The 19,397-nt window shown below is 66.7% G+C and carries 21 protein-coding genes; 9 read left to right on the forward strand and 12 right to left on the reverse strand.

The genetic code is table 11. From position 1 onward, the window contains the following. The 4 genes from QZ994_RS11710 to QZ994_RS11725 form a co-directional block, all read left to right on the forward strand. Nucleotides 1-1,229, forward strand: a 1,229-nt coding sequence (locus QZ994_RS11710) for a DcaP family trimeric outer membrane transporter (RefSeq protein ID WP_290871617.1), incomplete at its 5' end; no start/stop codon positions are given. A gap of 40 nt (nt 1,230-1,269) precedes the next feature. Then, entirely contained in the window at nt 1,270-2,214 is a 945-nt protein-coding gene (locus QZ994_RS11715; RefSeq protein WP_290871618.1) for a DMT family transporter, read from the forward strand. Between the two features lie 2 nt (nt 2,215-2,216). Beyond that, nucleotides 2,217-2,822: a MarC family protein gene (locus QZ994_RS11720; RefSeq protein ID WP_290871619.1), complete on the forward strand. Its 606-nt coding sequence runs from the start codon at nt 2,217-2,219 to the stop codon at nt 2,820-2,822. Between the two features lie 148 nt (nt 2,823-2,970). After that, nucleotides 2,971-5,934, forward strand: a complete 2,964-nt coding sequence (locus QZ994_RS11725; protein WP_290871620.1) for an L-glutamate gamma-semialdehyde dehydrogenase — start codon at nt 2,971-2,973, stop codon at nt 5,932-5,934. A gap of 18 nt (nt 5,935-5,952) precedes the next feature. Here the strand turns inward: QZ994_RS11725 and QZ994_RS11730 are convergent, their stop codons facing one another. Next, entirely contained in the window at nt 5,953-6,840 is an 888-nt protein-coding gene (locus tag QZ994_RS11730; protein ID WP_290871621.1) for an NRDE family protein, read from the reverse strand. Further along, a complete protein-coding gene (locus QZ994_RS11735) occupies nt 6,837-7,718 on the reverse strand; it encodes a class I SAM-dependent methyltransferase (protein WP_290871622.1) in 882 nt (293 codons plus the stop codon). The genes QZ994_RS11730 and QZ994_RS11735 overlap by 4 nt, the downstream gene beginning before the upstream one ends. Before the next feature lie 95 nt (nt 7,719-7,813). On the opposite strand from QZ994_RS11735, the gene QZ994_RS11740 reads away from it, so the two are divergent. Next, the gene (locus QZ994_RS11740) at nt 7,814-8,125 is read left to right on the forward strand and encodes a hypothetical protein (protein ID WP_290871623.1); all 312 of its coding nucleotides are present in this window, start codon (nt 7,814-7,816) and stop codon (nt 8,123-8,125) included. A gap of 19 nt (nt 8,126-8,144) precedes the next feature. On the opposite strand, the gene QZ994_RS11745 is transcribed toward QZ994_RS11740, so the two are convergent. Both QZ994_RS11745 and QZ994_RS11750 read right to left on the reverse strand, forming a co-directional pair. Continuing rightward, a complete protein-coding gene (locus tag QZ994_RS11745; protein ID WP_290871624.1) occupies nt 8,145-8,468 on the reverse strand; it encodes a Rieske 2Fe-2S domain-containing protein in 324 nt (107 codons plus the stop codon). A gap of 34 nt (nt 8,469-8,502) precedes the next feature. Continuing rightward, nucleotides 8,503-8,967 (reverse strand): hypothetical protein, encoded by a 465-nt coding sequence (locus QZ994_RS11750; RefSeq protein WP_290871625.1) that lies wholly within the window; start codon nt 8,965-8,967, stop codon nt 8,503-8,505. 390 nt (nt 8,968-9,357) lie between these two features. On the opposite strand from QZ994_RS11750, the gene QZ994_RS11755 reads away from it, so the two are divergent. From QZ994_RS11755 to QZ994_RS11765, 3 genes are all read left to right on the forward strand, one after another. Continuing rightward, entirely contained in the window at nt 9,358-9,570 is a 213-nt protein-coding gene (locus QZ994_RS11755; RefSeq protein ID WP_290871626.1) for a cold-shock protein, read from the forward strand. A 264-nt stretch (nt 9,571-9,834) separates the two neighbouring features. Beyond that, complete coding sequence (locus QZ994_RS11760; RefSeq protein WP_290871627.1) at nt 9,835-10,050, forward strand: hypothetical protein; 216 nt, start codon at nt 9,835-9,837, stop codon at nt 10,048-10,050. A gap of 12 nt (nt 10,051-10,062) precedes the next feature. Next, nucleotides 10,063-11,046, forward strand: a complete 984-nt coding sequence (locus QZ994_RS11765; protein WP_290871628.1) for a hypothetical protein — start codon at nt 10,063-10,065, stop codon at nt 11,044-11,046. 63 nt (nt 11,047-11,109) lie between these two features. Here the strand turns inward: QZ994_RS11765 and yfbR are convergent, their stop codons facing one another. Beyond that, nucleotides 11,110-11,703, reverse strand: a complete 594-nt coding sequence (gene yfbR, locus QZ994_RS11770) for a 5'-deoxynucleotidase (protein WP_290871629.1) — start codon at nt 11,701-11,703, stop codon at nt 11,110-11,112. A 129-nt stretch (nt 11,704-11,832) separates the two neighbouring features. Between yfbR and QZ994_RS11775 the strand changes: the two genes are divergently transcribed. After that, entirely contained in the window at nt 11,833-12,213 is a 381-nt protein-coding gene (locus QZ994_RS11775) for a DUF3592 domain-containing protein (RefSeq protein ID WP_290871630.1), read from the forward strand. A 29-nt stretch (nt 12,214-12,242) separates the two neighbouring features. Here the strand turns inward: QZ994_RS11775 and nikR are convergent, their stop codons facing one another. The 7 genes from nikR to QZ994_RS11810 all read right to left on the reverse strand — a co-directional run bounded on the left by nikR (nt 12,243) and on the right by QZ994_RS11810 (nt 19,125). After that, nucleotides 12,243-12,725, reverse strand: coding sequence for a nickel-responsive transcriptional regulator NikR (gene nikR / locus QZ994_RS11780; RefSeq protein ID WP_290871631.1), 483 nt, complete (start codon nt 12,723-12,725; stop codon nt 12,243-12,245). 5 nt (nt 12,726-12,730) lie between these two features. After that, nucleotides 12,731-14,092, reverse strand: coding sequence for a type III glutamate--ammonia ligase (gene glnT / locus QZ994_RS11785; protein ID WP_290871632.1), 1,362 nt, complete (start codon nt 14,090-14,092; stop codon nt 12,731-12,733). Nucleotides 14,093-14,135: 43 nt separating this feature from the next. Then, nucleotides 14,136-14,894: a creatininase family protein gene (locus QZ994_RS11790; RefSeq protein ID WP_290871633.1), complete on the reverse strand. Its 759-nt coding sequence runs from the start codon at nt 14,892-14,894 to the stop codon at nt 14,136-14,138. Nucleotides 14,895-14,951: 57 nt separating this feature from the next. Next, nucleotides 14,952-15,854 (reverse strand): ABC transporter ATP-binding protein, encoded by a 903-nt coding sequence (locus tag QZ994_RS11795; protein ID WP_290871634.1) that lies wholly within the window; start codon nt 15,852-15,854, stop codon nt 14,952-14,954. A gap of 12 nt (nt 15,855-15,866) precedes the next feature. Then, nucleotides 15,867-16,832, reverse strand: a complete 966-nt coding sequence (locus QZ994_RS11800) for an ABC transporter permease (protein WP_290871635.1) — start codon at nt 16,830-16,832, stop codon at nt 15,867-15,869. A 42-nt stretch (nt 16,833-16,874) separates the two neighbouring features. Next, on the reverse strand, nt 16,875-17,879 hold the full coding sequence (locus QZ994_RS11805; RefSeq protein WP_290871636.1) for an ABC transporter substrate-binding protein: 1,005 nt from the start codon (nt 17,877-17,879) through the stop codon (nt 16,875-16,877). A gap of 262 nt (nt 17,880-18,141) precedes the next feature. After that, nucleotides 18,142-19,125, reverse strand: a complete 984-nt coding sequence (locus QZ994_RS11810; RefSeq protein WP_290871637.1) for a DUF4394 domain-containing protein — start codon at nt 19,123-19,125, stop codon at nt 18,142-18,144. Nucleotides 19,126-19,397: the final 272 nt, after the last annotated feature.

Raw genomic sequence — 19,397 nt, forward strand, 5'->3', positions numbered from 1 at the left:
TGGCCGAGCGCATCGACGCCATCGAACTCAAGCAGAAGGACGCCGTGGTCGCGGGCGACATCCCGGGCAGCTTCCGACTGCCGGGCTCCGACACGTCGATCAAGCTCTATGGCTACGCCGAGCTGAACGCCATCCACGAATTCAAGGGCGACAACTCGGACAACGACTACTCCACCTTCACCCCCTACGCCCCGATCAACGGCACGACCGCGCGCAAGGGCCAGACCCTGATCCACGCCCGCACCTCGCGCCTGGGCGTCGAGGCCTCCACCCCCACGGCCTTTGGCCCCATGGGCGTGAAGATCGAGGGAGACTTCAACAACGACCCGCGCACGGGCAATGCCGCATCGGGCCTCACCAAGGGTGCGATCCTGACGCAGCAGGCGACCAACTCCTACGGCTTCCGCCTGCGCCAGGCCTACGGCACCTTCGCCGGCTTCACGGTCGGCCAGACCTGGTCGACCTTCATGGACCTCGACAACTCGCCCGAGACCGTCGACTTCAACGGCCCCATCGGCTCGACCTTCATCCGCCAGGGCCTGATCCGCTACACCTACAACGCCCCGGACATCGGCGGCCTGACGGTGGCGCTGGAGAACCCGGTGAGTTACGCCTATGACGCCACGGGTTCCGTCGTGACCGATGGCCTGTCGACCTCGCCAGATGTGGTCGTGCGCTGGGACAAGGGCTTTGACTGGGGCAATGTCAGCGTCCGCGGCGTGACCCAGGAAGTGAAGGTGGTCAACAGCAACGTGGACGCGGCCAAGCGCGGTTACGGCCTGGGCGCCACGACCCTGCTGAAGATGCGCGGTGGCCAGGACATGCTGAGCCTGGCCGTGACCTACGGCAGCGGCATCGGGCGCTACTTCAACTACATCGAAGGTGCGTTCATCGATGAGGCCAACAACAAGGTGCTGACCGAACGCGCCGTGGGCGTGGTCGCCGGTTACCAGTTCAAGGCCACCGACACCCTGCGCTACAACTTCGTGGGTGGCTGGCAGCAGAACTACAGCAATGCCTACACCGAGTTCGCACTGGCCAACGGTCTGGGTTCCGGGCAGTACGGCATCAACAAGAGCGTCTACCAGCTCCACGCCGGCCTGATCTACAACCCCGTGAAGAACGTGGACCTGGGTGCCGAGTACATCCACGGCCAGCGCAAGACGCTGGCGGGCGAGAAGGGCGACCTGTCGCGCTTCAACCTGATGGCCCGTTACACCTTCAACTGAGCCCTCGGCTTGACCGACGCCCCGCAGAAAGCATGAACGCATGAGCCTCCTCCAGGCCGATCCCTCGAGCGCCCTTCCCCTGGCTGGCAGCCGCCACCGCTGGGGGCTGCTCGCCCTGCTCGCCGTCACCATGGTGTGGGGCACGACCTTCCCTGCCATGAAGGCGATGAGTGGCGATCTGCAGGCCTTCGAGATCATCGTGCTGCGTTTTGCGGTGTCGTCGGCCGTGCTCTGGCCCTTCCTGCGTGGCCTGCGCCCGCAGGAGTGGCGCTGGGGCCTGTTGATGGGCAAGGTGATGTTTGTGGCCACGGCCCTGCAGGTCAGTGGCCTGGGGCTCACCAGCAGCAACCGCAACGCCTTCCTGACCGGCCTGAACGTGGTGCTGGTGCCCATCATCGCCAGCACGCTTGGGCAACGCCTGGGCTGGCCGGTGGTGGCGGGCGCGGTGCTGTCGGTGCTGGGCATGACCGGTCTGTTCTACGAATCGGCACCCTGGAGCCTGGGCGACACGCTGACCCTGGCCAGCGCCTTCGTCTATGCCGCCTATGTGCTGACCTTTGAATCCTGCGCCAAGGCCACGGCCCGCGAAGGCCTGCCCTGCCGCCCTGAGCGACTGGCCGCTGTGCAATCGTTCGTGATGCTGGGCCTGGGCGGCGTGGGTGTGCTCGGCGTGCACGGTGACGCCCTCGCCACACTGGGCACGCGGGCAGAGGCCCACCTCTGGCCCATTGTTTACCTGGGTCTGGTGGCCAGTGCCGGCATCGTCTGGCTGCAGGCCTGGGGCCAGGCCCGCGTGCGCGCCGTCGAGGCCGCGCTGATGTATGGCCTGGAGCCGGTGTTTGCCGCCATCACTGCCGTGTTCTACATCCACGAGGTGCTCGCGGGGCGGGCGCTGCTGGGTGCTGCGCTCATCGTGCTGGGGGTGATGCTGTCGCAATGGCCGGTGAAAACCGCGGCACCCTCACTCCAGCCCAGGGAAGCCTGAGCATGGAACACGATTTCCTCTCGGCATTCATCGTGCTGTTGATCGTGACCGACCCCTTGGGCAACGTGCCCGTGGTCATCAGCCTGCTGAAAGACGTGCCGAAAGAACGGCGCCTGTGGGTCATCACCCGAGAATGCGCCATCGCCACGTTGATGCTGCTGCTGTTCATGCTGGGCGGTGAATCGCTGCTCAAGGCCATGCGCCTGAGCAACGTGGCGCTCGAGATCGCCGGTGGCGTCATCCTCTTCCTGATCGCCCTGGGCATGGCCTTTCCCAGCATGGGCGTGAGCTTTGCTTCCTCTGAAACCGAAGGCGAGCCCTTGCTGGTGCCGCTGGCCATTCCCCTGATCGCCGGGCCCTCGGCCCTGGCCACGGTGGTGCTGCTGGCCTCGCGCCAGCCCGAACGGGCCTGGTCCTGGACGGCCGCCATCGTGCTGGCCATGGGCGTGGGCTGGGCCGTGCTGGCCTCGGCCCAGGTGCTGTCGCGGCGGCTCGGCCGATCCGGGCTGGTGGCCCTGGAGCGCTTCATGGGCCTGCTGCTGTCGGCCATGGCGGTCGAGATGCTGATCTCGGGGCTGAAACAGGCCTTCGGCAGCCTGCCCCACTGAGCAAGCGCCCATGCGGTGAACCGGTTTCACCGCCCATTCCTCACTTGATTTTGTCGCGCACCTGTTGAAGCATGAGGGTGCGCGGAGCAGCCACGCCCCAGCACCCCGAGACAGAGGATCTGGGCATCCTTTTGAAAAGGTCGACACCATGCGCCTGCCCAGCCCCTACCGCGTCGAAGCCGACGTCGTCCACCACCGCCTGAGTGCCTTGCAAGGCGCACTCGACTGGCCCGAAGTCGCCCGCCTGGCCACGCCCTGGGTACAGGCCGTGCGCGACAACCCGCCTCACTTCTGGGCCATGGAATCGCTGCTCAAGGAGTACCCGATCTCCAGCAGCGAAGGCCTGGCCCTGATGCGCCTGGCCGAGGCCCTGCTGCGCGTGCCCGATGCCGACACCGCCATCGCCCTCACGGCAGACCAGCTCGGCCGTGCCGATTTCTCGGGCAGCGCCGACGCCACGCTCACGCGGCTGTCGAACACGGCGATCGCCTTGTCGAAAAAATTCCTGCCCGAAGATGGCCACACGCCCGGCCTGCTGACCCGCCTGGGCGCCAAGGCCGTCGTGGCCGCCACGGTGCGCGCCGTGCAGCTGCTGGGCCGCCAGTTCGTGCTGGGCGAAACCATCGAAGACGCGCTGCAGCAATCGGCCCAGGCCCATGCGCAGTACACCAACGTGCGCTTCAGCTTCGACATGCTGGGCGAAGGCGCCCGCACGGAGGCCGATGCCCTGGGCTATTTCCGCAGCTACACGCACGCGCTGGCGCAGATCGCCACCCGCGTGACCGAGCAAGGTGGCTGCACGCAGCGCGACGGCATCTCGATCAAGCTCAGCGCCCTGCACCCGCGTTACGAGGTGGCCCAGCGCGAGCGCGTGATGCGCGAACTGGTGCCGACGGTGCTGGCCCTGTGCGACCAGGCCGCACGGGCCAATGTCAACCTCACGATCGACGCCGAAGAGACCGAGCGCCTGGAGCTGTCGCTGGACGTCTTCGAAGCCGTTCTGCGCGAAGTGGCCCAGCGCCATCCCTTCTGGGAAGGCTTTGGCCTGGCCATGCAGGCCTACCAGACGCGCGCCCTGGAACTGGTCGAGCACGTGATCGCGCTGGCTCGCCAGCACCATGTGAAGCTGATGTGCCGCCTGGTCAAAGGCGCCTACTGGGACGCCGAAATCAAGCGCACCCAGGAGCTGGGCCTGCCCAGCTACCCCGTGTTCACGCACAAGCACCACACCGACATCAGCTACCTGGCCTGCGCCCGCACGCTGCTGGCCGCACCCGACGCCGTCTTCCCGCAGTTCGCGACGCACAACGCCGGCACGGTGGCGGCCATCGTGATGATGGCGCGCGCCACCGGCTCACCCTGTGAGCTGCAACGCCTGCATGGCATGGGCGAAGGGCTGTACCGCGAGGTGCTGCAGGACCCTGCGCTGAGCTGCCGCGTCTATGCGCCCGTGGGGCAGCACCGCGACCTGCTGGCCTACCTGGTACGTCGCCTGCTGGAGAACGGCGCCAACTCCTCTTTCGTGCACCAGCTGGCCGATCCCCACACCGACCTGGGCGAACTGCTGCGCTCGCCGCTGCAAGCCAGCCCCCAGCCTTCGCTGCCCCTGCCCGAGGCGCTGTTCGGTCCGCAACGCACCAACAGCGCGGGCCTGGACCTGGCCTTTGAAGCGCACCTGCAGACCCTGCTGCACACCCATCCTGTGAACGCCGTGCCCCATGTGCCCGAGGCCAAAGCCGGCTTTGTGGACGTGGCCGTGCTGCAGGCCGTGAAGGCCCAGCCCGACTGGAACGCCCTGCCGGTGGCCGAACGGGCCGCCACCTTGCGCCGTGCGGCCAAGGCCCTGCAGCGTGACATGCCGCGCTTCTGCACCCTGCTGGTCAAAGAGGCCCACAAGACCTGGGGGGACGCCGTTGCCGAGGTGCGCGAGGCCATCGATTTCCTGCGCTACAACGCCTCCGAGGCCGAGCGCCTGATGGCGCCCGTTGCGCTGCCCGCAGGGGGCCCGGGCGTGACCGGCGAACACAATGAACTGCGGCTGCACGGGCGTGGCGCCTGGGTCTGCATCAGCCCCTGGAACTTCCCGCTGGCCATCTTCACCGGCCAGATCGCCGCGGCCCTGGTCACCGGCAACACCGTGCTGGCCAAGCCGGCGGAACAGACCCCCGGCGTGGCCCTGGCCATGGTCGAGCTGCTGCACGAGGCAGGGGTGCACACCGATGCCCTGCAACTGCTGCACGGTCCTGGCGAAACCGTGGGCGCCGCCCTGGTCGCCCACCCGCTGATCGCAGGCGTGGCCTTCACGGGCTCCACGCCTGTGGCCAAACACATCCAGCGCGCGCTGGCCGCGAAGGAGGGGCCCATCGTCCCGCTGATCGCCGAAACCGGCGGCCTCAACGCCATGATCGTCGACTCGACCGCCCTGCCCGAGCAGGTGGCCGATGCCGTGGTGCAAAGCGCCTTCCGCTCGGCCGGCCAGCGCTGCTCGGCCCTGCGCCTGCTGTGTGTGCACGAAGCGATTGCCGACAAGCTGATCGAGATGATCCAGGGCGCGGCGGCCGAGCTGGTCGTGGGGGAGGCCCACCTGCTCAGCACCGATGTGGGCCCCGTGATCGACCAGGACGCGGCCGACGCCATCGAGCACCACCTGATGCACCTGCGCGGCACGGCCCGGGCCTTGCTGCCCGCCGCCAGCGGGCATGGCACCTTGATCCCGCCCCAGGCTTTCGAGCTGGAGAGGGTGTCGGACCTGAAACAGGAGATCTTCGGCCCCGTGCTGCACGTGGTTCGCTGGTCGGGCGACCCGCTGGCCCTGGTCGACGAGGTCAATGCGCTGGGCTATGGGCTCACGCTGGGCATCCAGACGCGCATCGACAGCCGGGCGCGCCAGATGGCCGAACGCGCCCGCGTCGGCAACGTCTACGTGAACCGCAACATGGTGGGGGCCGTGGTGGGTCTGCAGCCCTTTGGGGGCGAGGGCCTCAGCGGCACCGGCCCCAAGGCGGGCGGCCCCCACTACCTGCCACGCTTCTGCAGCGAACAGACCCTGACCGTCAACACCACCGCCGCCGGAGGCAACGTGGGCCTGCTGACGCAAACCGACGCCTTCTGAACCGGCGGGCAGTCGCGCTCACTCGTTGGCACCGAACACGGCCGCGTCCTGCTGCCAGGTTTCCAGCACGGTGCCGCTGGGCTCGCCCGCCGCATCGAAGCTGCGCTCTTCAAAGTGCACGCGCCCATCGCGCGCCATGACCAGCACGGTGCTGGCGCGGGTGCCGTGCTCGGCGCCCTTCACGAAGATGGCCGATCGTCGGGCCTCCTCCGCGGCGTCCAGCCCGGTCTCGGGCAGGCCGCTGCGGGCCATGACCGTGTCGCCCAGCATGGCAAAGCAGGCGGAGGCGATGTCGCTGGGCTGCAGTTCGTCCACCGGCATGGTGAGGGTGTAGTCGCGCCCGGCCAGCACATCGCGCAGACGAGGATAGGCGTCCAGCAGGGTCACGAAGCCCCCCACGGCCTTGATGTAGGCGCCGAACACGGTGTCGAGCCGATCGGTGTTGGGCCACTTCTGGTCGACCAGGCCATTGCCCAGACAGTGGATGCCCTCGGTCAGCGGCAGCGACAGCCGTGATCGCGTGGCAGCGTAATGCGCCTGACGCGGGTTGCCCACGATGAGGTTGAAAGGCGCATACGGCCCCTTGTCTCGAGAGAAGCGCCGGGCATGCGCCACCGGATCCTCATCCGATGCGAAGAAGCCGATGGGCAGGCCACCCCGGCTGGGCGCATCGGCCGGGGCCGCTGCGGCCTCTCGAAAGGCCGTGACCAGGGCAAAACGGCCATCGCCCTTGTGGACGCCGAACCAGGTGCCACCGCCCTGCAGATCGCGGCCCGCCAACAGCCCCTCGTACTCAGGCCACCAGGCGGCGGGCGCCGTAGGGCGGTCGTGCCGCTCATCTCGGTTGAAGGCAATGACCAGTGGGAAATCGGGGTGGGCGCGCCACGCGATGTTGAGCAGGCTCATGGGGGTTCCTCGCGCAGGCGATGGGGGGGTGATGGAGGTGCTGGAGACTCGGCCTGATGGGCCACGGCAACAAGGCGCAGCCCTTCGTGCACCAACCCATCGGGCCCGCGTGCGATCGACAAGGCCACGGCGATCTCGGCCAGGGCCGCGGCACGCAGGTCCACCGGCTTGCTGGGGAGGTGGCGCAAGAAGCGCCCCCAGGACGCCGCATCCACGTGGGCGATGGCGGCCTGCGGGGTGGCGTAGCGCATGGCATCGACCTGGGCCTCCACCTGCACGTCGGCAAAGCCGGCCTCGCGCAAGAGGGCGACCAGATCGGGCGCGCTCACGGCGTGGTCGGCGTCCTCTGGGGGCATGGGGCAGGCCGCATAAGGCGGGCGTTGCAGCACGGCCTGGGCCGCCAGGGCCACCGGGTGAAGGGGTTGGGCCGCATGCGTGACCAGGCCCAGGCGGCCGCCGGGTTTGAGCACACGCCGCAGGGCCTGCAAAGTGCTCAGCGGCTCGGGCCAGGTGTGCAACAGGCCGATGGCCGTGATGGCATGGAAACAACCATTGGGGAAGCGGCTGAGGTCGGCCGGTGAGCCCACCTGAAAGCGCAGGTTGGGACGCGAACGCTGGTAGGCGATGGCCATGTGATACGGCGAAGGGTCCAGCCCCAGCACATCGCCCCGCATGCCGACCCGGTCGGCCAGGTGCCCGCTCAACAACCCGGTACCGGAGCCGAGTTCCAGCACGCTGTCGCCCTCGCCAATCGCCATGGCCTGAGCCAGCGCGCGGCCGGCCTTGAGCTGCCGGTCGGTGACCAGTTGCTCGAAGCGCCCGCCCAGATCGGGTGGCAGCGGCAAGGCATCGGTGTCGGGTTCGGGCGCGGCGGACATGGGCCCATTGTTCGCCCGGATCGGTAGCAGGGCAGCATGGTCGGGATTGCGCGGTCGCGTTGCCGACCGGGACCACGCACGCCACCATCACGGCCATGGACCACCCCGATGCCGACGACTACCTGCGCCTGTTCGGCCGCTACCGCGAGGACTTTGGCGACGCCTACCTCGCTCCGGAAGACGAGCGCTACCGACTGCTGTTTGAGCAGGTCTGCCAACTGCTGTTGCAGCCCTCGGGCTTCAACCTGAGCATGCCGCAGGAGTTCCGCCGCACGGCCCGCCAGTGGACCGAGGGCGATGCGGCCACGCTGACGCACATGGGCGATCCGCTGAACCGCCACTTCATGCTGAGCGACCTCTACGACTACACCCACCTGCGCAAGACCATGGGCGGTCCAGGCTGGTGAGCCCTCCGATGGGGTGACTTCAGTTCAGGACCTCGTCGAGGTCGACCTCGACCATGCCGTCCACCATGCGCAGCGGGTATTCGTCGAGCTGACAGCCTGTGGGGCGCAGGCCCTGCCCCGTGCGGCCATCGAAGACCCAGCCATGCACCGTGCAGGTCAACACGCGGCCGTTGAAATCGGAGTTGTTGACCAGGGACTGGTTCTCGTGCGGACACACGCCCTGGAAGGCACGTGGCTGGCCGCCATCGGGCCAGATCACCAGCACCTCGCGGCCATCGAGCAGGAAAGGGGCGGTTTCGCCCTCACCAAGGTAGCGTTGTTTGCACAGGGTCTGAAAAGCCATGAGGGGCTCCCGATGGGCGAAGTGAAGGACGGGATCAGAGGGCACGCACCTCATCGGCGTGGGCGACGAACTGGAGCCGGTCGCAGGCGTCGAACAGCTCCTTGGGCAGTTCGACGGCGAAGCGGTTGTCGTACCAGCAGGAGCCAAAAGGCAGGAAGAGCGCACCCAGCTTGTGCTCGGCCAGGACCTTGTCCGCGGCCAGCAGTTGCACGGACACGCCCTGGTTGCCCGCCACGGGCACGTTGTCGTCACCAAAGGCTTCGAGCGAGAGGATCAGCGTGGTGTGCACCTCTCCGCCCTGCTCGGCCTTGACCAGCGTGGCGCGCAGGTTCTGAAAGCGGCGGCCAATGCGCCCGCTGTCCTGCAACTGGTCGAACTCGCCCAGCTTGCCCTTCTTGACCAGGGTGGACTCGGCCATGGGCACACCCAGGTCGGCCAGGCCATTGGTCTTGGCGGCTTTGAGGTCAAGGGACACGGTGGTGGTCAGGAGGGCGGGCATGGTGGGTCTCGCTGGAGGTTGAGAAGGTGGATGCAGACATTGAAGGCCGCCCTGCCCTCGCTTGTCATGGCGCACCGCTTTTGCCCCACTGGTCCGCTCGGCGTTGACGCCTTGAAGCGCCGTTCCCGCCATCATTCACCCGACATTTGCAAAACCTGAAAATAAACATGGCACGGAAACGCTGTGGGGGTTAGACTGCGCCCACAGTGATGCAAAAGACCGTTTTCTCAAGGTCAAGTTTTTTTACCGCTCCGCTCTGGTTTTCACCAATCAGTGGTCCGGCCCAAGCAAATTTCCAGGTTTGGCGTTTCTTGAGTGTTTCTGTCCTCCTGTCGTGGGTTCACGGCGGAGGTGGTTTTTTATTTTCAACACTCAACAAGGAACACATCCATGAGTACGCAAAACGGCACGGTCAAGTGGTTTGACGATGGCAAGGGCTTTGGTTTCATCTCCCCTGAAGATGGCAGCAAGGACCTGTTCGCCCATCACAGCGAAATCAAGAACGGTGGCGGTTTCCGCAGCCTGCAAGAAAACCAGCGCGTCGAATTTGAAGTGAAGCAAGGCCCCAAGGGCCCGCAAGCTGCGAACATCCGCGCTCTGTGATGCCTGGGGTGGCTTGACGCCACCTTCGCTCACCGCGACAAACCGCCACCCACGTGGCGGTTTTTTTTCGTCTGTGCAATCCTTCACGCCCCTGTCTCAAAGCAGGACACCCCGATTCAGGGCCCATTTGATCTGCATCAGGACAAACCCTCGACCGAGCCAGAAACACCTACAGCGCCGGGGGCCATGACCGAAATCCTGTCACAACAAGACCGCCTCGCACCGTCGAGTCGGACCGTGGACCTGACCCAAGGAGACCATCGCATGGCCCTGCCCCCCCCGAACCATCCCTGCTGGCAACGACTCGCCAGTGGCGCGCTGGCCAAGATCAAGACCCAGCACCTGGGCACCCAGTTGATGACCAAGCGCCTGGAGCGCAGCACCGATTCGGTCGCTGTCAAGGCCGCCGAGATCCAGGCCTTTTTCACGAAATGGGAGAAAGTCCTCCCTTCCGAAGTCCAACAACTGAGCAGCCTCTGAGGAACGCCCACCATGAACCAACTCATCACCGTTCAGGCTGCGGCCGATCTGATCAAGGCAGGCAAGGTCCTGTCTCTCGCGGGCCCGGAATCGGCCCTCGACAAGCTGCCCGCCGGCAACTGGATCGCCGGCACCATTCCGTATTTCATGGTCGCTGAAGGCGGCGTGGTCGTGCAGGACGACCGCGTCTTTGCCACCGTGCTGTCGGCCATCGGCTCGGCCAGCGTCGCCAGCTACGGCCCTGATGAACTCGAAGGCATCGTGGCCAACGCCCCTGGCAATGGCTTCGCACAAACCATCATCCCGGCCGGCAGCAGCGCCCACCAGCGCTTCTCGGCCGAGGCCGCCAACTACCCCGACGCCTTCCTGAAGCCCACCGTGGGCTGGATCTCGGGCGTGCACCTCAACGACATCGGCAAGGTCACCCCCAAGGTCTACGACGGCCGCACCGCGACCAAGTACGAAGACCGCGCCGTGGTGGCCTACGTGGCCCTGCCGGAAGACAAGCTGGTGCAGGTTGACATCGTCAACCTGTTCGAGCCCGATGGTGGCGACGTGCTGCACTTCGATACCACGACCTTCGAGGTGAGCGAGTGCAAGGTGAACGGCGAAACCGTGAAGTTTGCCGACTACCTCGCCAAGCGCGGTCTGGATGGCGGCAAGCTGCCCCTGGTTGGCGACTATGCCGGTGCGCACGTGAACGTGTCGCTGCAGAAGGTCGATGCCGCCACCGGCAAGGTCAGCCTGTACGCACCGGTCTTCCCGGGCGTGGACTACCGCTTCGCCAAACCCGTGGGCGACTACGCTGGCACCTTCCGCGAGCGCCTGGCCACCCAGGACACCACGGGTGCTGCCCTGTCGTGCAACTGCATCCTGAACTTCGTGTTCGGCGAGCTGGAAGGCAAGGCCATCGGCGGCGTGCATGGCCCCATCACCTTTGGCGAGATCGCCTACCAGCTGCTGGACCAGACCCTGGTCACCGTGCGCGTCCTCTGATCGCACGCATGCAAGACAAGGGGGCGGGCCTGAGAGGGTCCGCCCCCTTGCCCATTCAGCGGCTCACTCACCTTGCATGAGCGAGTCCAGCGTGAGCTCGAAGGCGCCGCCAAAGGTGTCCAGGAAGTAGCGCAGTTCGGGCGTCATGTGCTCTTCGAGCTTGCCGCGTACCTGCTGCTCGGCCTGCGCAAACTCGGTGTTGCCGTAGCGCAGCTCGGCCCGGCACTTCAGCCAGGCGGCCAGCCGGTCGGCCGACTTCACCAGGCGTGCATCGGCCTCGGGCCAATCGTGGTGGTCCATCACGGGCCGCAGCGCGGGCAACAGCGCCGCAGGCAACAGGCCCAGCATCTCTTCGCAGACCTCACCCTCGAGGTTGGCCGTGGCGTGGCGCATGGCCGGCGAATACTTCACCGGCGTGGGCAAGTCGCCCGTGATGGCCTCGGTGGCGTCGTGGAAGAGCGCCCGCGTGGCCACGGCGTTCGGGTCAACCGGCTGCTGGAAGACGTCACGGCTGATGACCGCCAGGGCATGGGCCAGCACGGCCACCTCCCAGCTGTGCTGGGCCACGTCCTCTTCGACGGCATTGCGCATCAGGCCCCAGCGCTTGATGAAACGCAGGCGAGAGAGGTGGGCGTAAAACGGGCTGGCGTCGGACATGGGATGGGCTTGGGTGATCTTCAGGCTGGGGGGCAAGGGGCGCAATCACCCCTGGTGCCCTGCTGCCCTCAATTGTGGCGGCACAATGGCCTGATCGCGCCCACGCATTCCCTCTCCGGCACCCACACCATGGACGACCAGCTCGGCAAGTTCATCCTCATCGGCTTCGTGCTGCTATTCGGTGTGCTGGGCTGGCGTGCCTGGCAGGTGAAACAGGCCAGCCCGCAATGGCCCACGGTGGAGGGGGAGATGCTGCAGGCCCGCGTCTTTGCCGCCAACCAGACCGGTGACGCACGCGGCGAACCCGTGCACCAGTGGCAGACCGAGGTGGTCTACGAATACCACGTCAATGGTCAACGCCATGTGGGCAAGCGCTTGCGAGCCCTGGGCCGACACCACTTCGACCAGGCCTCGGCCATGCAGGAGATCGCGCCCTTCCAGGTCGGCATGAAGGTCAAGGTCTACTACGACCCGGCCGAGCCAACATCGGCGGTGCTCATTCCGGGCTGACGACGGCTTGATGCGGGCCGAGCGCCGCCTCAGGCGCCCGCGCCCGGCAAGGGGTGAAGCGGCGGGATGGTCGCGGCCATCAGTTGCAGGCGACCGGTGACCACGCCGCGCTGGGTGATCATTTCGTTGGCGATGGCCTGCAGCTTGGCGGCCGGCCCCTGCACCAGCACCACCTCCATCATCTGGTTCTGCGCCAGGTGCACGTGCAGCGAGCTGATCACCTCGTCGATGTGCTCGCATTGCAGATCGGCCAGCTGCTTTTGCAGCCCGCGCACGGATCGGTCATAAAACAGGGTGATCGTGCCCACCATCACCTGCTGGCCAAGCTGGCGTTTGTGCTCCAGCAGTTGCTCGTTGATCATGGTGGCGATGGCCTGGGAGCGGCTCTCGAAGCCGCGTGCGGCCACCATGTCGTCAAGGTCGGTCAGCAGGTCTTCCGGCATCGAGATGCTGATGCGCGTGACCGGGCTGGCGCGGCCTTCTGCCGCAGATGAGGTGGGTTGGTCGTCCATCGGTGTCAGAACATGTGGCTGTAGCGTTCCACCTCCCACTTGCTGACCGACAGGTGGTAGGCCTCCCATTCCTGGGTCTTGTACTTGATGAACTCGTCGCGCAGGGCCTTGCCCAGGGTGCGTTCGACCAGGGGGTCGGCGGCAAAGGCCTGGACGGCTTCCTGCAAGGTCTGGGGCAGGAAGTCGATGCCGCGCTCGCGGCGCTGGGCATCGTCGAGTTCATAGAGATTATCTTCGTTGGGCGCACCGGGGTTCAGCCCTTCGCGGATGCCCTCCAGGCCGGCGGCCAGGGCCAGGGTCGCGGCCAGATAGGGGTTGACCGCTCCGTCGGCATTGCGCGACTCGCAGCGCCCGCCGCCCGCCGGAATGCGCACCGAGTTGGTGCGGTTGTTGGAGCCATAGGAGTTGAACACCGGCGCCCAGGAGAAGTAGCTCATGGCGCCGCGGCGCACCAGGCGCTTGTAGCTGTTGACCGTGGGCGCGAAGGCGGCGCACAGGGCGCGGCCATGCTTGAGGATGCCGGCCACGAACTGGTAGCCCAGGGGCGTGAGGCCGATGCCGCGCGGGTCGTCCTTGGGGTCGCAGGCGAACAGGTTCTTGCCGGTCTTGAGGTCGTAGAGCGACATGTTGAAGTGCGCGCCCGTGCCGGTCTTGTCGGCAAAGGGCTTGGGCATCATGGTGGCCAGCAGCCCTTCTTCCTTGGCGTAGTGTTTGGCCATCATGCGGAAGAAGGTCATGCGATCGCAGGTGGTGAGCGCATCGGCGTAGTTGAAGTCGAACTCGAACTGGCCGTTGGCGTCCTCGTGGTCGAAGGAGTAGAGGTCCCAGCCCAGGTCGTTGATGCAGGTGGCGACCTTGTCCAGCCAGCCCATGCTGTCGAGGAAGCCCTGCACGTCGTAGCAGGGCTTGACCAGCTTGTCATCCGGATTGGGCACGCTGAGGCTGCCGTCGGCGCCTTGCTTGAGCAGGTAGATCTCGCACTCGATGCCCAGGTTCATGCCAAAGCCCATTTCGGCGGCCTGTGCCAGCACGTTCTTGAGCGCCACGCGGGTGCTCAGGGGGTAGGGCTTGCCCTGGAAGGCATTGTCGGCTGGCATCCACGCCACGGTGGGCTCCCAGGGCAGCTGGACGATGTGGTTCAGGTCGGGTATGGAGGTGAGCTCGTCTTCATTGGGCGCCTGGCCCAGGCCATCGAGGGCGTAGCCGGTGTAGCGCTCCGAGCCGGCGGCCATCTGCGGGAGGTGGTCGATGGGCACGACCTTGCCCTTCTGGATGCCGTGGATGTCGACGTAAGCGCCGATGCAGTACTTCACGCCCTTGGCCTTGAGGGCTTGCTGGAGGGCAAGGATGTCTTCGGGGGTGTGCATGGAGTGACTCCGGGGGATGAACGGGGGAAGTGCGCCGATTGGCTCAGACGCGGTCGAAGAAGGAATGCGCCAGAGGCGGGGTCTGGGTCAGGCCGCGCTGGACCAGGGCCGAGAGGTCTTCCACCATCCAGTCAAAGCCTTCACGGCCCTTGGCCGCCGTGGCCAGGCTGGGCGAGCCCGTCACACCGTTGAGGCTGGTGCGGTTGACCGGGTGGGCGAAGACCTGGCCTTCGGTGCGATCGGGGTCGTCGGCCTGGCTCAGCAGTTCGGGGCGCACCATCTCTGGCGCCAGGGCCAGCATCAGCGAGGTTTCGGCGTCGTTGGCGTGCCAGTCTTCGGCATCGGCAAAGTGGAAGCGCCGCACGCGCTCGCTGATGGCGGGGGAGTTGATGACGGCGACCATCAGGTCGTCGTGCTCGGCGCGCAGCATCTCCAGCGCGCAACGCAATGGCGCGGCGTTGGTGACGTGGGTGTTGACGATGAACAGGCGCCGCACGCCCGAGTGGTAGGCGCCATCGCCAATCTGCTTGACCAGCTCGATCAGGGTGATGGGCTGGACGGGGATGGTCCCCGGCCATCGGCGGCTGTGGCCCAGCGAGCAGCCGTAGGGCAGCGTGGGCAGCATGGGCACACCGGTCTTTTGTGCCACGGCGCGGCAGAGGTGGTCGGCGATGACGGCGTCCATGCCGCAGCCCATGTGGGGGCCGTGCTGCTCGGTCGCCCCCACAGGCAAGATGGCGGCGTGCCCGATGGCATCGAGCTTGTCGGGCAATTCGGCCCAGGTCAGTTCAGACCAGAACATGGTCGTGTCCTCCTTGAAGGCAATGCGTTGGGGATGCGAGAGGTGCGGTGGCTGCATTCACTCGACGTTGTCGGTGACATGGGTGAAGCGGATCAGGCGGGGCACGAAGTCATCGGCACCGCCCTCCGCCGAGTCGGGCTGGGGTGGGTGAATGAGGGCCCCCAGCCGGGCCTTGGTGGCCTGGAACTCGGGGCTGCCGACCTGGGCGGCCGAACGCGGGCGCGGCACGGGCACCTCGATCAGCTCCTGCACCTCGCCAGGGTGGGCCTTGAGCACCAGGATGCGGTCGGCAAGGAAGATGGCTTCGTCGAGGTCGTGGGTGATGAAGAGCACGGTGATGTCGATGTTTTTCCAGATCTCGAGCAGGTGGGCCTGCATGCGGGCACGGGTCTGGGCGTCGAGGGCGCCAAAGGGCTCGTCCATCAGCAGGATGCGCGGCTGGTTGGCCAGCGCGCGGGCGATGGCCACGCGCTGCTTCATGCCGCCCGAGAGCTGGTGTGGGTAGTGGTGGGCAAAGGCACTCAGGCCCACCAGCTCCAGCCACTGTCGCGCCTGGGCTTCGGCCTCGTTGCGCCCTGCCCCATTGGCCTCGAGGCCGAACATGACGTTGCGCTGCACGGTCAGCCAGGGAAACAGCGTGTAGCCCTGGAAGACCATGCCGCGGTCCTTGCCGGGGCCGGTGACAGGCTGCCCATCGAGCAACACCTCACCGCAGCTGGCCTGCTCCAGCCCGGCCAGGATGCGGATGAGGGTGGACTTCCCGCAGCCTGAGGGCCCGATCACGCAGACGAATTCACGGCGATGGGTGCGGAAATCGATGCCCTTCAAGGCGGTCACTTCCCCTTGCGGAGAAGGATAGGTCTTGCCCAGGCCCTTGACCTCGAGGATGACCTCGCGGGCCTTGAGGCGGTCGAAGCGCGCACGAACGGCGTCGCTCTGGTCCAGGTAGGACTGGCTCATGGTGTGATCCCCTCAGTGCTGGCTGCGCGGCGGCTGCCAGGGAAAGAGCCGGCGGCCCAGCCAGGCCAGCAGCAGGTCGATGCCCAGGCCGATCAGCCCGATCATCACGATGGCGGCATAGACCTTGTCGAAATGCTGGTAACGGGCCTGCTGGGTGATGAAGAAGGTGATGCCGGAGCTGGTGCCGATCAGCTCGGCCACGATGAGGTAGGTCCAGGCCCAGCCCAGCAGCACGCGCTGGTCTCGGTAGAGCTGGGGCAGGATGCCGGGCACCACCACCTTGAGCACCAGGCGCCAGCCACGTGTGCCCAGGGTCATGGCGGCTTCCAGCAAGGCGTGGTCAAGCTGGCGCGTGGTGTTCGCCACGATCAGCACCTGCTGGAAGAGCGTGCCGATGACGATGATGGCGATCTTCGGGCCGTCGTGGATGCCCAGGATGGCCACGGCCAGGGCGCCAAAGGCCGGGGCCGGCAGGTAGCGGAAGAACTCGATGAAGGGCTCGTTCAGGCGCGCCATCGCGCTGTAGGTGCCACACAGGATGCCCAGTGGCACGCCGATCACCGACGAGATCAAGAAGCCCCAGAAGATGATCTGCATGCTGTGCCACAGGCTCTGGTGCAGCCAGGGTGCGTCTTTCTGATCGGGCGGGCTGGTGAAACCCGTGTAGAAGGCCATGGCCACCTCGTGCGGCGCCGGCAGGTAGACGGGGTTGGCCGGCTCGCCCTGAGGCAGGGGCTTGCCGGCTTCGCGCATGGCCTGCACTTCGTCGGCAAACACGCTGGCTTCCAGGCGCATGCCGGGCTCGAAGTAGTCCACCCCGCCCGGATCGCTCACGGCCACCAGCGGGTGCCACACGAAGGGCAGGTAGCTCACCGCGCACCACAGCAGCAGTGGCAGCACGAAGGCCGCGATGCCCAGCACCAGGCGCTGCGTGGCCGACAAGGGCGCGCGAACGGCCCACCATCCGGTCTGGTTCATGGCTGAGGTCTGCTGGCGTGGCATCGCGGGACTCGTCAGGCCTCACTTGGCCGCGGCGTTGGTCAGGCTGGGGTCGATGTAGGTGTCGACCTTTTGCGGGGCCTTGTAGACCGCGTTCTTCACGTTGAAGTCGTCGGCAATCTGGCTGGAGCCGTAGAGCGACTTGAAGCCTTCGGCCTTGACCATGACCTTCTTGCCCTCGGCCAGCGACAGCAGCTTGGTGCCCTTGAGAAACTGGGTGTAGGCCGCCGGCGGCACCCCCACACGCGCGGCCATGATCTTCACGGCATCGGGCTGGGTCTTGGGGTCTTCGATGTAGGCCACGACCTTGTCCCACACGCCCACGACCTTCTGCCAGTCAGCCTTGCGGCTGGCCAGGCTGGCGGGGTTGACGGTGAGCACGTCGTAGATCAGGCCGGGCTCGTCGGCCGATGTGAGCAGGGGTTTGGCACCCGGTACCGCCTTGATGGCCTGGCCCGCGATCGGCTGCCAGGCCCCCACAGCGGCCACCTCGCCCGAGGCCAGCACCTGCGGCATTTCGTTGGTCTTGGCATTGACCAGGGTGACATCGGACTCCTTCATGCCCGCCTTCTTCAGGCCGTTGAGCAGCAGCAGGTGTTCGACCAGACCGGACTCGACCGCCACCTTCTTGCCCTTCAGGTCCTTGAGGGACTTGATGCCGGGCTTGGCCACGATCATGTCGTTGCCGTTGGAGTAGTCGGTGAGCATGATCATCACGCTCTTGGCGCCGCCCGCACCGGTGACCAGGGCATCGCCATTGGTGACGGTGACCGCGTCGATCTTGCCGGCGGCAAAGGCCTCCATCGAGGCGGAGTAATCGAACCAGTCGAACTTGACGTCGACACCGGCCTGCTTGAACCAGCCCTTGTCGATGGCCACCTGCCAGGCGACCCAGCCCGGCCAGTCGCTGTAGCCGATCTTGAGTGGCTGGGCCGACCAGCCGGCCTGGCTGCCCAGCAGGGCCGAGGTGAAGACCAGGGCCTTGAAGCCACCGGCCAGACGTTGGGTAAATGCTTTGCAAGACATCGTGATCTGCCCCATCAACGGTTATTACGATTTGAACGATTGGTAATACCGAAGCAGACAATGCATCTCGCGTGCCAGGTCAAAACCGGGCAGAAAGGCGCCCATGAAACGCCCTTGCCAGATGGGTTCGCGCCACACGGGTGCACCGCGCGGTGTCAGGCCATGCGGTGCAGACAGAAACTGGTGCACACGCACCAAAACAAAAAGGCCCCTTGCGGGGCCTGACTGCTCGGTTGCTGGATGTGGCCGTCAGGCCGCCGTTTCAGGGCTCGATGGCGATGCCCCGGATCGGCTTGCCATCGGCCAGGATGCCGCGCAGCGTGGGTTGGCCGGTTTTCAGGTCGAGCACGTAGAGACGCGTGCGCGGGTCGGTGGCCGTGCGGGTGGCCAGCAAGGCGGTGTTGCGCACATCGGAGATGTCGAAGGCGGCGTCCAGCAAGGCGCCGGTGCCCAGCGAACCGATGGTGGTGAGTCGGCCGGTGTCGGGCGAGACCACGGGCTGGGTGCCCTCCACCGAGCCCTGGCGCACCAGGGTGCCCATGACACGGTCGATGCCATAGAGCGTGGTGATCTTCTCGTTCTCCTGGTTGTAGGTGTAGGCCACGGCGGTGACGGCAGGTGGGCGGCCGGCGTTGACGTCACCCTGCACGTAGCTCAGCGGGGCATCGGGCTGCACGCCTGGTTCTTTGGGGTTGCCGTCGATCATCAGGCCGGTGTCGGGGTGCAGGCGCAGGTTCTGCCCGGTGACGCTGACGACACGGACACGGTCCACCGCCGGGTTGAAGTCGACGCCGAAGGCCTCGCCCACCAGGGGCTGCGCCAAGGGCGGTGCCGCCACGGCCTGGGCCACACCCGTGGTCGTGTCGACCGTGTAGAGGCGACCACTGCGGGCCAGGGCGAACAGCACGCCACGGGCCACACGGAAATCCATGCCGATGATGTCTTCGCCCTCGGGCAGGCCGCTCAGCGCACGCCGTTGCAGCACGACCTGCGGCCGGTCGAGCCGCACCTGGATGAGCTGCTGCGCGGTGGTCAGGGCCCAGAGGGTCTCTGGCTGCGGGACAGGCTTGGCGCCGGGTGCCGACACGGCTGTGGACGAGCTGCCCAGCTGCGCATTGGGCAACCAGGTCGTGCAGGCGGCCAGGCACAGCGGCAAGGCGGACAGCGCCAGGACACGGCCCACAGCGCGCAGCGCATGGCGGGCGCCTCCCACAGCGGGCGTGTGGCGGAAAGGGTGATCGGGCAAGGGATGCATGGCGGGTTGCGGCAGACAGCTTGGGGCCCAGGATTTATACCCAGACACGGCCGCGTCCATTGCGCGGGTAAACCATCCGGAAGGGCCCGAGATCGGGCGATCAGCCCAGCTTGTCACGCGCCGGGCACCTGTGCCACGGCCAGTGAACGCCCCCCATGCCGGGGCTTTGTGCCAAAGCGGCGCAGCGCGGTTCAGGCCCGCCCTGTAGGATCACGGGCCGACGACCCCTCCTGCCGCCGACCATGAGCCCAGACACCCCCCTC

It is taken from the genome of Aquabacterium sp., from assembly GCF_021768455.1.
Taxonomy (GTDB): Bacteria; Pseudomonadota; Gammaproteobacteria; order Burkholderiales; family Burkholderiaceae_C; genus Aquabacterium.

Bases quoted from the DNA above. Each gene is read 5' to 3' on its own strand.
- QZ994_RS11715 (WP_290871618.1), top strand. From the start codon at position 1,270: ATGAGCCTCCTCCAGGCCGATCCCTCGAGCGCCCTTCCCCTGGCTGGC.
- QZ994_RS11720 (WP_290871619.1), top strand. From the start codon at position 2,217: ATGGAACACGATTTCCTCTCGGCATTCATCGTGCTGTTGATCGTGACC.
- QZ994_RS11725 (WP_290871620.1), top strand. From the start codon at position 2,971: ATGCGCCTGCCCAGCCCCTACCGCGTCGAAGCCGACGTCGTCCACCAC.
- QZ994_RS11730 (WP_290871621.1), bottom strand. From the start codon at position 6,840: ATGAGCCTGCTCAACATCGCGTGGCGCGCCCACCCCGATTTCCCACTG.
- QZ994_RS11735 (WP_290871622.1), bottom strand. From the start codon at position 7,718: ATGTCCGCCGCGCCCGAACCCGACACCGATGCCTTGCCGCTGCCACCC.
- QZ994_RS11740 (WP_290871623.1), top strand. From the start codon at position 7,814: ATGGACCACCCCGATGCCGACGACTACCTGCGCCTGTTCGGCCGCTAC.
- QZ994_RS11745 (WP_290871624.1), bottom strand. From the start codon at position 8,468: ATGGCTTTTCAGACCCTGTGCAAACAACGCTACCTTGGTGAGGGCGAA.
- QZ994_RS11750 (WP_290871625.1), bottom strand. From the start codon at position 8,967: ATGCCCGCCCTCCTGACCACCACCGTGTCCCTTGACCTCAAAGCCGCC.
- QZ994_RS11755 (WP_290871626.1), top strand. From the start codon at position 9,358: ATGAGTACGCAAAACGGCACGGTCAAGTGGTTTGACGATGGCAAGGGC.
- QZ994_RS11760 (WP_290871627.1), top strand. From the start codon at position 9,835: ATGGCCCTGCCCCCCCCGAACCATCCCTGCTGGCAACGACTCGCCAGT.
- QZ994_RS11765 (WP_290871628.1), top strand. From the start codon at position 10,063: ATGAACCAACTCATCACCGTTCAGGCTGCGGCCGATCTGATCAAGGCA.
- yfbR (WP_290871629.1), bottom strand. From the start codon at position 11,703: ATGTCCGACGCCAGCCCGTTTTACGCCCACCTCTCTCGCCTGCGTTTC.
- QZ994_RS11775 (WP_290871630.1), top strand. From the start codon at position 11,833: ATGGACGACCAGCTCGGCAAGTTCATCCTCATCGGCTTCGTGCTGCTA.
- nikR (WP_290871631.1), bottom strand. From the start codon at position 12,725: ATGGACGACCAACCCACCTCATCTGCGGCAGAAGGCCGCGCCAGCCCG.
- glnT (WP_290871632.1), bottom strand. From the start codon at position 14,092: ATGCACACCCCCGAAGACATCCTTGCCCTCCAGCAAGCCCTCAAGGCC.
- QZ994_RS11790 (WP_290871633.1), bottom strand. From the start codon at position 14,894: ATGTTCTGGTCTGAACTGACCTGGGCCGAATTGCCCGACAAGCTCGAT.
- QZ994_RS11795 (WP_290871634.1), bottom strand. From the start codon at position 15,854: ATGAGCCAGTCCTACCTGGACCAGAGCGACGCCGTTCGTGCGCGCTTC.
- QZ994_RS11800 (WP_290871635.1), bottom strand. From the start codon at position 16,832: ATGAACCAGACCGGATGGTGGGCCGTTCGCGCGCCCTTGTCGGCCACG.
- QZ994_RS11805 (WP_290871636.1), bottom strand. From the start codon at position 17,879: ATGTCTTGCAAAGCATTTACCCAACGTCTGGCCGGTGGCTTCAAGGCC.